This window comes from Haloarchaeobius salinus (assembly GCF_024464185.1).
Classification (GTDB): domain Archaea; phylum Halobacteriota; class Halobacteria; order Halobacteriales; family Natrialbaceae; genus Haloarchaeobius; species Haloarchaeobius salinus.
Window position 1 is genome coordinate 1,025,686 of the sequence record NZ_JANHAU010000002.1, and the last position, 11,719, is coordinate 1,037,404.

Genomic DNA, 11,719 nt, shown 5'->3' on the forward strand with positions numbered 1-11,719 from the left:
AAACGGAGACCGTCTACAGGTAGCCGTGCTCGGCCAGCCGCTCGACGCCCTCGCGGAGCCGTTTCTCGCTGGCCGCGTACGAGAGTCGCGCGTAGCCGGGCGTGCCGAACGCGCTGCCCGGCACCGTGGCGACGTGGGCCTCGTCGATGGCACCCTGACACCAGGCCGAGTCGTCGTCGTCCACCGGGAGCATCATGTAGAACGCACCCTCCGGGGTCGCGACGTCGACGCCGTGGTCTGCAAAGAGGTCGACGAGCATGTCGCGGCGGGCCTCGAACGCCTCGGTCATTTCCGCGACGGCCTCGTCGCAGTTCGTGATGGCCTCGACGCCGGCGTGCTGGACGAAGTTCACCGCCGAGGAGACCGAGTGGCTGTGGATCTTCCCGGCCTGCGAGACGAGCTCCTCGGGCGCGGCGAAGTAGCCGAGCCGCCAGCCCGTCATCGAGTACGCCTTCGAGAAGCCGTTGACCGTGATGGTGCGGTCGCCCATCCCGTCGAGCGTCCCCAGGGAGATGGATTCGGCGTCGCCGTAGGTGATCTCCTTGTAGATCTCGTCGGAGATGACGAGGAAGTCGTGCTCGACGGCGAGGTCGCGCACGCCCTCCAGGGCCGCGCGGGAGTACACCGCGCCGTGGGGGTTGCCCGGCGAGTTGACCACGAGGAGCTCCGTCTCGTCAGAAACTGCGTCGGCGAGGTCGTCAAGCGCGGGTTCGAGCGCGAAGTCGTGCGCGGCGGTGTCGACGCGGGTGAGCGAGCCGCCCGAGAGCTTCACCATCGCCTCGTAGGAGACCCAGGCGGGGTCGAGCAGCGCGACCTCGTCGCCGTCGTCGATGAGGGCGTTGATGATCTCGTACAGCGCCTGCTTCCCCCCGGGGGTGACGATGACCTGTCCCGGGTCGTAGTCCAGCCCGTCGTCGGCCAACTTCTCGGCGATGGCCTCCTTCAGCGCGGGGATGCCGTTCGACGGCGCGTAGCCCGTGTGGCCGGCGTCCATCGCGTCCTTCGCGGCCTGCACGACGTTCTCCGGGGTGGGGAAGTCCGGTTCGCCGACGCTCAGGTCCACCACGTCGACGCCCTCTGCCTCCAGTGCGGAGGCGGCGTCGGAGATGGCCAGCGTCGCGGACGGTTCGACTCTCTCTACTCTCGCTGCGAAATCCATACTCATAGTCGTTCTACCAGTTTGACTGCACCCTCGACCGCCTTCGCGGCGTTCTCGACACGCTCTCGCGCCTCGGCCCCGCTCATACCGGGACCGATGACGCCGAGCGTGACCGGCAGGTCGCGGTCGAGGCTCACGTCCGTCAGCTTCTGAGCGGTCGCGTGCCCGATGACCTGGTCGTGGTCCGTGTCGCCGGTGACGATGGCACCGAGTACCGCCACGGCGTCGATGTCGTCCCGCCGCGCCAGCCGGTCGGCGGCCAGCGGGGCGTCGTACACCCCCGGGACGTGGACGGTCTCCGTGACCGTCGCATCCGCCTCGGCCGCCGCGTCTCGCGCAACCGACTCCATCTCCTCGGTGACCGAGGCGTTGAACTCCGCGACCACCAGTCCGAGCGAGGTCATGCGAGAGTCGTCGGAACCGTCCATCAAAGGTCTACCGTTATGGACAATGCGGGGCGGTAGCGAGGGGCTTGGAGTGGTCGGCACCGGCCGGTGCGAGGGAGACACGGCGCGTCCAAGATACCGCCGAAGTTTACCTTTATTGTAAACATCCCCGGCGACGATACAGGATCAGCCGAGTGGCGCGCGGCTGTCTCGGAATCGCGGGGCGATTCCGATGGCCAGTGAGAGCGAGGGATATCCACTGCAGGAACGAGGAGCACAGCGAGTTCTCCGCGAGCCTGCGAGCGGAGGACAGCGGGACGACGGAGGAGTATCGCCTGCCGCAGGCGGCGAGCGACCGGGGGCTTTCTGGTCGTTGCTGTTCCCAGCTGCTCTCGAAGTAGACGCACGTCCCTGGTGTTCACAGGTGTTGCACGCCAGAGAACCAACACACAATCTAGCCGACACAGGAACGGAAAGCGTATGCCGGAGGGGTGGCCAGTTCGACAGCAATGGGAGACGCGGCGGCAGCCTCGGTTGACGGCGAGGACGGTCCCGAACCCGGAGACGAGTCCGGTACGGGGTCCGAGTCGGTCGACCGACCCCTTCTCGGTGCTGTCGCCGTACTTTCCCTCGTCGCGCTCGCCCTCAGACTGCTCGATCTCGGCGCACGGACCGCCCACTGGGACGAGGGTCGACACGGCTACGCGGTGCTGCGGTACGGCGCGACCGGCGTCTGGGAGTACCGGCCCATCCTCCACGGGCCGCTGCTCGCGCACGCGAACGAACTGTTGTTCGGCGTCCTCGGTCCGAGCGACGCCGTCGCCCGACTTCTCCCGGCACTCCTCGGTGGCCTGCTCCCGCTGGCGGCGTGGCTGTTCCGGGAGCGACTCCGCCGGAGCGAGGTCGTCGCGCTCGCCGCGCTGCTCGCCGTGAACCCCGCACTGCTCTACTACTCGCGGTTCGCCCGCTCGGACCTGCTCGTGGCGACGTTCGCGTTCGTCACGGTCGGGCTGGTCGTCCGGCTGCTCGACACGCGGGAACCGGGGTACCTCTACGCCTCCAGCGTGTCGTTCGCCCTCGCGGTCGCATCGAAGGAGAACGCGCTTGTCTACCTCGCCTGCTGGCTCGGGGCGGGCGCGCTGTTGGTCGACCATCGGCTGTTCTGGAAGCGCTGGTCGCTCGTCGGCGACGGTGAGCGGCGGCTCGCCGCGCCGGGGTGGCTCCGCGAGCGCGTCGACGAGGCCGTGGTCCTGTTCGCCGTGCTCAACCCGCTGGTCGTGGCGCTGGTCCCCGGTGTCGGGCGCGTCGTCGCCATCGTACTGCTGCTGGTCGCGCTGCGGTGTGCGATCTGGGTCGTTCCCCGCGACGGCGAGGCGTTCCCCGTCATCGTCGGCGTCGGCGTCGCCGGGCTCGCCCTGCTCATCTTCGTCGGGGACGCCGTACTGGTGACGTACGCGGTCGCGTGGCTCGTCGCCGCGGCGTACGTGCTCGGGGTGCTGCTCCGGGGCTCCACCCCGGGCCGGACACTCCACCTGTGGCGCGGACCGCTCCTGCTCTCGGGGACCGTGTTCACCGTCGTCGTCGCCGCGCTCTACCTCCCCCGTGGGGCAGCCCTCGTGGCGCTGGCCGGCGACCCGCTGTTGCTCGCCGGGCTCGTCGAGGAGGCGCTGTTCGGGACCTGGACCGCCGCCAGCGAGCTCTGGTTCGGGTCGGTACAGGACCAGTCGCTCCTCCCGTACACCATCTTCTTCGCGAAGACGCTGCTCGCCGGTGCGGCCGTGACCTGCGTGTTCGGCGTCGCCGGCTTCCTGTTCGACCGGTACGGCGACGGCGGGGCACGCGACCTCGTCGCCTTCTGTGGCTACTGGGGGCTCGCGAGCGTACTCGTCTATCCCATCGTCATGTACGGGATGGGGCCCTGGCACGCGGTCCACGTCGCGGTCCCGCTCGCGGTGCCGGCCGCCGTCGCGCTCTCGCTGGTCTACCGGTGGGGCGGTGACGCGGTCGCCGACCGCCGGGCCGTCTCGGCCGCGCTCGCGGTGCTCGTCCTGACCGCCGCAGCTGGGACGGCCGTCGGCGCGGCCGCCACGACCTCGTTCCACTCCCCGGCGTCGCCCGACAACGGACTCGTCCAGCCCGGCCAGCCCGGGACGGAGTTCGACCCGGTGCTCGGCCACGTCGAACTCGCCACCGCCGGCCACGACGACGGCCCGGACGTGCTCTACTACGGCGCGTACTTCGCGATGGACGACGAGTCGGCCGCCGACACGCTTCCAGTGACCGACGACTACGGCTGGCGGGACGACACCTATCGGCAGCTCGCCCGCAACGAGGCGTGGTACAACCGGCTGCCGCTGCCCTGGTACTTCGAACGGCACGGACTGGAGACGGCGAGCGCCCGCAACGCGACCGCGCTCCGCGCCGCACTCGAGTCGCCCCCGCCCGTGGTCGTCGCCCGGGCCGTCCACCGGAACACCGTCGCCCGCGAGCTCGGCGGCGGCTACGAGCAGTACGAGCTGCAGCTGACGGTGAACGGGACGAACACGGTCATCTTCGTCAACGCCTCCACCGGCCGATAGAGCAAGCGTTAAGCGGGCTCCTTCGGAATCCCCGACCACATGCCCGCGAGCCTACCAGGCCCGACGGTCGGCGTGGTCGGCGGTGGCCAGCTCGGACGCATGCTCGGCGAGGCAGCAGCCCCGCTGGGCATCGAACTGGTCGTCCTCGACCCGACGCCGAACGCACCGGCGGCCCAGGTCGCGACGGACCAGCTCGTCGCCGACTTCGACGACGCCGACGCAATCCGCGACCTCGCCGAACGGTCCGACTTCCTCACGTTCGAGATCGAACTCGCCGACCAGGAGACCCTCGCCGAGATCAGCGACGAGACGGGCGTCCCCTGCCACCCGGATCCGGCGACGCTCGCGCTCATCCACGACAAGCTCCACCAGAAGGAGGCACTCGCCGACGCCGGGGTTCCGGTGCCGTCGTTCCGACGGGTGGACGACGCCGCGGAGCTGCGGTCGGCGCTGCACGAGCTCGGGACGCCCGCGATGCTGAAGGCCCGCACCGGCGGCTACGACGGGCGCGGGAACGTCCCCGTGGAGTCCGTCGACGACGCCGCGGCCGCGATGGACGCGGTCGGCGGGCCCGCGATGGTCGAGGCGTTCGTGGACTACGAGCGCGAGATCTCCGTCGTCGCCGCCAAGGGCGACGGCGAGGTCGCGACGTTCCCGGTCGGGGAGAACATCCACGAGGCGGAGATCCTGCGGGAGATGGTCGTCCCGTCGCGCTCCCCCGACGCCGTGCTCGCGGAGGCCGAGCAGGTGGGCCGGGACGTGCTCGACCTGCTCGACGGCCGTGGCGTCTACGCCATCGAGCTGTTCGAGACGACCGACGGGGCGATACTCGTCAACGAGATCGCGCCGCGCCCGCACAACTCCGGGCACTGGTCCATCGAGGGCGCACACACCTCGCAGTTCGAACAGCACCTCCGGGCGGTCGTGGGCTGGCCGCTCGGCGCGACCGACCTGCGGGCCCCGACCGCGACGAAGAACGTGCTCGCGGACGGCGACGACTCCCGACCCGCGGAGGTCGACGGGGTCTCGGACGTACTCGCGACGCCGGGTGTGAACCTGCACTGGTACGGCAAGCACGAGGCCCGGCCACTCCGGAAGATGGGCCACGTCACCAGGGTCGCGACCGGCGACGACGAATCGCGGGAGGACCTGCTCGCGAGCGCCCGCTCGCTCGTCGAGGGACTGAGCTTCGACTGACCACGATCAACGACACATGACCGACGAACTCGACGACCTCATCGACGACCTGCACGCGGAGGCACAGCGCGACCGACCCGACGCGGACACCCCGGACGTGGGCATCGTCATGGGCTCGGACTCCGACCTCGACGTGATGATGGGCTCGGAGACGGGCCGTCCCGGCGCGTACGACGCGCTCGTCGACGAACTCGGCTTCGCCGAGATGACCGACTACGACGACCCGCCCGAGGCGCGGTTCACCTTCGAGACGTACGTCGTCTCCGCCCACCGCACGCCCGAGCTGATGTACGCCTACGCCGAGACGGCCGAGGACCGCGGCATCGACGTCATCATCGCCGGTGCGGGCGGGAAGTCGGCGGACCTGCCGAACATGACGGCGTCCATCGCGTACCCGGTGCCCGTCGTCGGCGTGCCGGTGCAGGAGAAATCGGTCGACTCGGTCATCGGGATGCCCCAGGGCGCGCCGCTGACCGCCGTCGACGCCGGGAAGTCGTTCAACGCCGCGCTGTCGGCCGCACAGATCCTCGCCCGCGAACACGACGAACTCCGCGACCGCCTCGTCGACTACCACGAGGGTCTGAAGGGCGACGTGGCGCGCGTCTCGCGGGACCTCCACGAGCTCGGCACGCCCGGGTTCACGGAACGACGGGGCTGACGACGGCTCCGCCTGCCCCCGATTCTGTTCGTTTTCCAGTACTTCCGACCGGTCCCCACGCGGAATCGCTTAAAAACATCCGCACCCACTCGGCCGTCGACGTTTCCCGGACCGGAACGGGGGAGAACCCCCGGAAATCGCAAGAATCAACCCTTATATGGGTGCGCTTCAAAGCCCCGGATGTTACGGAGAATACGGCATGAATCCATGGATAGCCATTGGGGCGCTCGCGCTCGTCGGCGTGCTGATTCCGGTCGGCATGATGTCGGTCTCGGCACTGCTCAGACCGAGCGTTCCTGAAGACAGCAAGCGCGCCACCTACGAGAGTGGTGAGGTCCCGACAGGTGGGACCCGCATCCGCTTCAACATCCAGTACTACATGGTCGCACTGCTGTTCACCATCTTCGACATCGAGACCGTCCTGATCTTCCCGTGGACGGTCATCTACGGCTCTGCACTCGAAGGTGGAGCAGCACTCGGCCCCGTACTGGTCCCGATGCTGGTGTTCATCACCGTGCTCGTCGCCGGTCTGGCATGGGCCTGGCACAACGGCGCGGTGGACTGGGCCAAGAGCGCGCGCTCGGAATCGCAGGTACAGGCAAAACGATGAGTAGCGACAACCCTATCGACGGCGGGAGTACAGACATGCTGACAGACACACGCGACGCCCGCATGGGCGAGGGGCTGGACGACCGCTTCAACTCGCGGCTCCGGGAGGCGCTCGGCTCCACCCCGTTCATCCTCACCAAGTTCGACAAGTTCATGAACTGGGTGCGCGGGTCGTCGATGTTCATGCTGCAGTTCGGGATCGCGTGTTGCAGCATCGAGATGATGCACACGTACGCGGTCAAGCACGACCTCGACCGCTTCCACGCGGGCGTCCCCCGGGCGTCGCCGCGACAGGCGGACGTCATCATCGTACCGGGGACCATCGTCTCGAAGTTCGCCCCGCGCATGAAGCGCGTCTACGACCAGATGCCCGAGCCGAAGTTCGTCATCGGCATGGGCTCGTGTACCATCTCCGGCGGTCCGTTCCAGGAGGGGTACAACGTCATCAAGGGTGCCGAGGAGGTCATCCCGGTGGACATCCACGTCCCCGGCTGCCCGCCGCGCCCGGAGGCGCTGGTCTACGGCGTCGCCAAACTGCAGGAGCGCATCGCCAACGGCGAGTCCTCGCCAGTCGTCGTCAAACCGTACGAACTGGAGCAGTTCGGTGACATGGAGCGCGACGAGATCGTCGACGAGCTCGCCGACCAGATCGACGAGGACACCCTCGCAATGCGGTACAACTGGGTCGATTCGCCATGAGCGTCGAGGAGACTCCGGAGATCGAGGCGGGTGTCACCGTCGAGGACGAGGTCCTCGAGAGGCTCGGCGACCTCGCCCAGGGCACCGAGGAGCACCTCAACGCGGACGCCTCCGTGGTCGTCCGGCCGGACCAGGTACAGGACACCCTGTTCGCGCTCCGGGACGACATGGGCTACGACCACCTCTCCTGTGTCACTGCCCAGGAGTACGAGGACCGGTACGAGTCGATCTACCACCTGAAGAAGTACGACGACCCGACCCAGGAGGTCAGCGTCGTCGTCCCGGCCTCGAAGGACGAGCCGGTCAGCCAGACCGCGGAGCCGGTGTTCCGGACCGCCGACTGGCACGAGCGCGAGGCGTACGACCTCGTCGGTATCGACTACGAGGGTCACCCGGACCCGCGGCGCATCCTGCTGCCCGACACCTGGCAGGGCCACCCGCTCGGTCAGGACTACGACCAGGACAGTCCCCAGATAGTCACGCTCGGGGAGTGGGACAACCCACTCCGTGACGACCACATGGACAGCGAGGCGGACACGATGTTCCTCAACATCGGCCCGCACCACCCGGCGACCCACGGTGTCCTGCACCTCAAGACCGTCCTCGACGGCGAGACGGTCGCGGACGTCGACCCGGACATCGGCTACCTCCACCGCTGCGAGGAGCAGATGTGCCAGAACGGCACCTACCGCCACCAGATCATGCCGTACCCCGACCGGTGGGACTACATCTCCGCCGGCATCCTCAACGAGTGGGCGTACGCACGCGCTGCAGAAGATCTCGCGGACATCGAGGTGCCCGAGTACGCACAGGTCATCCGGACGATGTCCGCCGAGCTCTGCCGCATCGCCTCGCACATGCTCGCGGTCGCGACGTTCGCACTCGACGTCTACGGCGACTTCACCGCGCTGTTCCAGTACGGGGTCCGCGACCGCGAGGTCATCCAGAACATCCTCGAGGACCTCACCGGCCAGCGGATGATGTTCAACTACCTCCGGCTGGGCGGTGTCGCCTGGGACCTCCCCGAGCCACGCGAGGAGTTCTTCGAGAACACCCGGGACTTCCTCGAGGAGCTGCCGGCGAAGCTCGAGGAGTACCACGACCTCCTCACCGGCAACGAGATCTTCCAGATCCGCTGTGTCAACACGGGCATCCTCGAACCCGAGGTCGCGAAGAGCTACGGCGCGACCGGCCCGGTGGCGCGTGGCTCCGGTATCGACTACGACCTCCGCCGTGACGACCCCTACGGCTACTACGACGAGCTCGACTGGGACGTCGTCACCGAGGACGGCTGCGACAACTACAGCCGCGTCCTCGTCCGGCTGCAGGAGGTCGAGGAGTCCGCGAAGATAATCGAACAGTGCGTCGATCTGCTCGAGGAGTGGCCCGAGGACGAGCGGACCATCCAGTCGAACGTCCCCCGCACCCTCAAACCGGAGGCCGACACCGAGACCTACCGCGCCGTCGAAGGCGCGAAGGGCGAACTCGGCATCTACATCCGGGCCGACGGCACGGACAAGCCCGGTCGGTTCAAGATCCGGAGCCCGTGCTTCTCGAACCTGCAGACACTCGGCGAGATGTCCGAGGGCGAGTACATCGCCGACCTCATCGCCTCGCTCGGTAGCCTCGACATCGTGCTCGGGGAGGTGGACCGCTGATGGCGACGGAGCAACTGCTCCCGGAGACCATCCGGACAGCGGTCGGCCTGCCCGACACGGTGCTGGGCCAGGCCATCGCGGCGTTCGTCGGCGCGTTCCTCATCGGCAACGTGATGCTCGCGTACACTGGCGTCGCGGGCCCGTGGGCGAAGCGGAAGATTACGGCCGCGTTCACCGACCGCATCGCGGCCAACCGCATCGGACCGTTCGGTCTGGGGACGATCCCGGCCGACGCCCTCCGCCTGCTCTCGAAGGAGCTCATCATCCCCGAGGACGTCGACAGGCCGGCGTACGACCTCGCGCCGCTCATCGTCGCCGGGTCGGCACTGCTCGGCTTCGCGGTCATCCCGATGGGCTACCTCGGCCCGATCAACTTCCATCTGGCCGACCCCGAGGCGGGGCTGGCGTACGTGTTCGCGGTGGCCTCCATCGCGACGCTCGGGCTGACGATGGCGGGCTACGCGTCCTCGAACAAGTACTCGATGCTGGGCGCGCTGCGGGCCATCGCACAGAACGTCGCGTACGAGATCCCGCTCATCCTGACCGGCGCGTCCGTCGTGCTGTTCACGCAGTCGCTCCAGATGGGCGAGATCGTCGCGGTCCAGCAGGAGACGCTGGTGACCATCGCCGGCTTCTCGATCCCGTCGTGGTTCGCGTTCGTGAACCCGTTCGCGTTCGCGCTGTTCATGGTCGCGAACCTCGCGGAGGTCGGGCGGAACCCGTTCGACATCCCCGAGGCCCCGACCGAGATCGTCGCGGGCTACCAGACCGAGTACTCCTCGGTCTACTTCGTCCTCATCTACCTGGGCGAGTTCCTGCACATCTTCCTCGGCGGAGCCATCGTGGCGACGCTGTTCCTGGGCGGCCCCGCCGGCCCGGGTCCCGAGTCCATCGGCTTCCTCTGGTTCACGGCGAAGATCTGGGGCGTGTTCCTGTTCACCCAGTGGGCGCGCTCTGCAGTCCCGCGCGTTCGTATCGACCAGCTCATCGAGATCGGCTGGAAGGGGATGCTCGTGCTCTCCTTCGCGAACCTGCTGCTGACCGCACTCCTCGTCGGGGTGATTGCATGATCGGCATACTCAAATCCATGGCGACCACGATGAAGCACGCGCTGGACGGTGAGACGTTCACCGTCGAGTACCCGGAGACACCGCCCGAGGTCTCGCCGCGGTTCCGCGGCATCCACAAGTTCAGCCAGGAGCGGTGTATCTGGTGCCGGCAGTGCGAGAACGTCTGTCCGAACGACACCATCCACATCGTGACCGACGCACAGCGCAACGGTGAGGAGTACAACCTCCACATCGGACAGTGCATCTACTGCCGGCTCTGTGAGGAGGTCTGCCCGGTGGACGCGATCCTGCTCACGCAGAACTTCGAGTTCACCGGCGACACGAAGGACGACCTCGTCTACAACAAAGAACAGCTCAAGAGCGTACCCTGGTACAAGGACATCGACCCCCTCGAGTCCCGCGAGCCCGACCGTGGCGCGTGGATCGGCGAGGGCGACGGCGAGGTCGATTACCAGTAGACGGCCGCGGCCGTCTCGAAATCTTCAACATACAGCGATAGGAGAACCCAAACAATGGCACTCGCAGAACTCGTCGCCTTCGCGCTCTTCGCCATCGTCACGGTGGCAAGTAGCGTCGGCGTCGTCCTCGTGGAGGACGTGTGGCACTCCGCACTCTTCCTGGGCGTCGCGCTACTCAGCGTCGCGGTACACTACGTGATGCAGCAGGCCGAGTTCCTCGCCGCGATGCAGATTCTGGTCTACGTCGGCGGGGTACTCATCCTGATCACGTTCGCCGTGATGCTGGTTCGCGAAGACGACACGACGGAGGTTGTAGAGGCATGACAACAGGCCCGAAACTGAAACTCGGCGGGCATCTCGCCCCGGGCATCGTCGCGGTCGCCCTGTTCGTCATCATGGCGGTCGTGTTCGTCGGGGCACCACTCGGTGACCCCGTCGGGTTCGACGAGGCGACGACGATCCAGAACGAGACGCTGCAGTCCGAGTCACCGACCGGCGAGTACGGCACCGTCAGCGCCGGCGGGCAGACGTACGCGGTCGCGTACAACGCGAGCGACGGCTCGGAGGCGGCGAACGTCTCGGTCGCGAACGACCCCGGCGTCGGGGTCGACTTCGTCGAGGCGGACTCGAACGGTGACGGCCAGGCCGACACCGTCTACGCGGTCTCCCGGACGAGCATCACCGAGAACATCGGCTACATGATGTTCGCCATCGACAGCGACCAGCGCTCGGCACCCGGAGAGACGTTCCTCGTGGCGTTCGTGCTCATGGCCATCGTGCTCGACGCCGCACTCGACGGCGCGGTGACGCTCGCCCGCCGCGACGAAGGCGGCGAGGTCGTCACCGCGCTCGGCCTGCGCGACGTGGACGAACCGTCCGGCACCACTGCCGGGCAGGTCGCCGCCGACGGCGGCACGGAAGACGGAGGTGACAACTGAATGGCAGTCGACACGACCTACTATCTCATCCTCTCGGCGGCGGTGTTCTGTACCGGGCTGTTCGGCATCCTGACCCGGCGGAACGCCCTGATGTTCCTGATGTCGGTCGAGTTGATGCTCAACGCGGCGAACATCAACCTCGTCGCGTTCAGCCAGTACTACGGCAACCTCACCGGGCAGGTGTTCGCCCTCTTCACGATGGCGCTCGCCGCCGCGGAGGTCGCCGTCGGCATCGGGATCATCCTCGTCCTGTATCGCAACTTCGAAGACGTCGACGTGGCTGAAGCCGCAACAATGAGGTGGTAACG

Annotated in this window: 13 protein-coding genes; 11 read left to right on the forward strand and 2 right to left on the reverse strand. The window is 67.8% G+C overall.

Annotation, left to right across the window (positions count from 1 at the left end; genetic code table 11):
• Window positions 1-13: 13 nt before the first annotated feature.
• Both NO345_RS11810 and ribH read right to left on the reverse strand, forming a co-directional pair.
• Window positions 14-1,165, reverse strand: a complete 1,152-nt coding sequence (locus NO345_RS11810; protein ID WP_256299397.1) for a pyridoxal phosphate-dependent aminotransferase — start codon at window positions 1,163-1,165, stop codon at window positions 14-16.
• Window positions 1,162-1,563 (reverse strand): 6,7-dimethyl-8-ribityllumazine synthase, encoded by a 402-nt coding sequence (gene ribH / locus NO345_RS11815; protein WP_256299399.1) that lies wholly within the window; start codon window positions 1,561-1,563, stop codon window positions 1,162-1,164. The genes NO345_RS11810 and ribH overlap by 4 nt, the downstream gene beginning before the upstream one ends.
• A gap of 491 nt (window positions 1,564-2,054) precedes the next feature.
• On the opposite strand from ribH, the gene NO345_RS11820 reads away from it, so the two are divergent.
• The 11 genes from NO345_RS11820 to nuoK all read left to right on the forward strand — a co-directional run bounded on the left by NO345_RS11820 (window position 2,055) and on the right by nuoK (window position 11,717).
• Entirely contained in the window at window positions 2,055-4,124 is a 2,070-nt protein-coding gene (locus NO345_RS11820; protein WP_256299401.1) for a flippase activity-associated protein Agl23, read from the forward strand.
• Between the two features lie 39 nt (window positions 4,125-4,163).
• Window positions 4,164-5,321: a 5-(carboxyamino)imidazole ribonucleotide synthase gene (locus tag NO345_RS11825; protein WP_256299403.1), complete on the forward strand. Its 1,158-nt coding sequence runs from the start codon at window positions 4,164-4,166 to the stop codon at window positions 5,319-5,321.
• A 16-nt stretch (window positions 5,322-5,337) separates the two neighbouring features.
• Window positions 5,338-5,979, forward strand: coding sequence for an AIR carboxylase family protein (locus tag NO345_RS11830; protein ID WP_256299405.1), 642 nt, complete (start codon window positions 5,338-5,340; stop codon window positions 5,977-5,979).
• Between the two features lie 199 nt (window positions 5,980-6,178).
• Entirely contained in the window at window positions 6,179-6,589 is a 411-nt protein-coding gene (locus NO345_RS11835) for an NADH-quinone oxidoreductase subunit A (RefSeq protein WP_256299407.1), read from the forward strand.
• The gene (locus tag NO345_RS11840) at window positions 6,586-7,287 is read left to right on the forward strand and encodes an NADH-quinone oxidoreductase subunit B (RefSeq protein ID WP_256299409.1); all 702 of its coding nucleotides are present in this window, start codon (window positions 6,586-6,588) and stop codon (window positions 7,285-7,287) included. Before NO345_RS11835 ends, NO345_RS11840 begins: the two co-directional genes overlap by 4 nt.
• Complete coding sequence (locus NO345_RS11845) at window positions 7,284-8,945, forward strand: NADH-quinone oxidoreductase subunit D (protein ID WP_256299411.1); 1,662 nt, start codon at window positions 7,284-7,286, stop codon at window positions 8,943-8,945. Before NO345_RS11840 ends, NO345_RS11845 begins: the two co-directional genes overlap by 4 nt.
• Window positions 8,945-10,015 carry a complex I subunit 1/NuoH family protein gene (locus NO345_RS11850; RefSeq protein WP_256299413.1) on the forward strand — a complete coding sequence of 357 codons (1,071 nt, stop codon included), beginning with the start codon at window positions 8,945-8,947 and terminating at the stop codon, window positions 10,013-10,015. Before NO345_RS11845 ends, NO345_RS11850 begins: the two co-directional genes overlap by 1 nt.
• Window positions 10,012-10,473: a NuoI/complex I 23 kDa subunit family protein gene (locus NO345_RS11855; protein ID WP_256299415.1), complete on the forward strand. Its 462-nt coding sequence runs from the start codon at window positions 10,012-10,014 to the stop codon at window positions 10,471-10,473. Before NO345_RS11850 ends, NO345_RS11855 begins: the two co-directional genes overlap by 4 nt.
• Window positions 10,474-10,527: 54 nt before the next feature.
• Window positions 10,528-10,797: an NADH-quinone oxidoreductase subunit J gene (locus NO345_RS11860; protein ID WP_256299417.1), complete on the forward strand. Its 270-nt coding sequence runs from the start codon at window positions 10,528-10,530 to the stop codon at window positions 10,795-10,797.
• Window positions 10,794-11,411 (forward strand): hypothetical protein, encoded by a 618-nt coding sequence (locus tag NO345_RS11865; RefSeq protein WP_256299419.1) that lies wholly within the window; start codon window positions 10,794-10,796, stop codon window positions 11,409-11,411. The genes NO345_RS11860 and NO345_RS11865 overlap by 4 nt, the downstream gene beginning before the upstream one ends.
• Window positions 11,412-11,717: an NADH-quinone oxidoreductase subunit NuoK gene (gene nuoK, locus NO345_RS11870; protein ID WP_256299421.1), complete on the forward strand. Its 306-nt coding sequence runs from the start codon at window positions 11,412-11,414 to the stop codon at window positions 11,715-11,717.
• The last annotated feature ends 2 nt before the right edge of the window (window positions 11,718-11,719 follow it).

Coding starts and splice junctions, on each gene's coding strand:
- NO345_RS11810 (WP_256299397.1), bottom strand. CDS start 1,165: ATGAGTATGGATTTCGCAGCGAGAGTAGAGAGAGTCGAACCGTCCGCG.
- ribH (WP_256299399.1), bottom strand. CDS start 1,563: ATGACCTCGCTCGGACTGGTGGTCGCGGAGTTCAACGCCTCGGTCACC.
- NO345_RS11820 (WP_256299401.1), top strand. CDS start 2,055: ATGGGAGACGCGGCGGCAGCCTCGGTTGACGGCGAGGACGGTCCCGAA.
- NO345_RS11825 (WP_256299403.1), top strand. CDS start 4,164: ATGCCCGCGAGCCTACCAGGCCCGACGGTCGGCGTGGTCGGCGGTGGC.
- NO345_RS11830 (WP_256299405.1), top strand. CDS start 5,338: ATGACCGACGAACTCGACGACCTCATCGACGACCTGCACGCGGAGGCA.
- NO345_RS11835 (WP_256299407.1), top strand. CDS start 6,179: ATGAATCCATGGATAGCCATTGGGGCGCTCGCGCTCGTCGGCGTGCTG.
- NO345_RS11840 (WP_256299409.1), top strand. CDS start 6,586: ATGAGTAGCGACAACCCTATCGACGGCGGGAGTACAGACATGCTGACA.
- NO345_RS11845 (WP_256299411.1), top strand. CDS start 7,284: ATGAGCGTCGAGGAGACTCCGGAGATCGAGGCGGGTGTCACCGTCGAG.
- NO345_RS11850 (WP_256299413.1), top strand. CDS start 8,945: ATGGCGACGGAGCAACTGCTCCCGGAGACCATCCGGACAGCGGTCGGC.
- NO345_RS11855 (WP_256299415.1), top strand. CDS start 10,012: ATGATCGGCATACTCAAATCCATGGCGACCACGATGAAGCACGCGCTG.
- NO345_RS11860 (WP_256299417.1), top strand. CDS start 10,528: ATGGCACTCGCAGAACTCGTCGCCTTCGCGCTCTTCGCCATCGTCACG.
- NO345_RS11865 (WP_256299419.1), top strand. CDS start 10,794: ATGACAACAGGCCCGAAACTGAAACTCGGCGGGCATCTCGCCCCGGGC.
- nuoK (WP_256299421.1), top strand. CDS start 11,412: ATGGCAGTCGACACGACCTACTATCTCATCCTCTCGGCGGCGGTGTTC.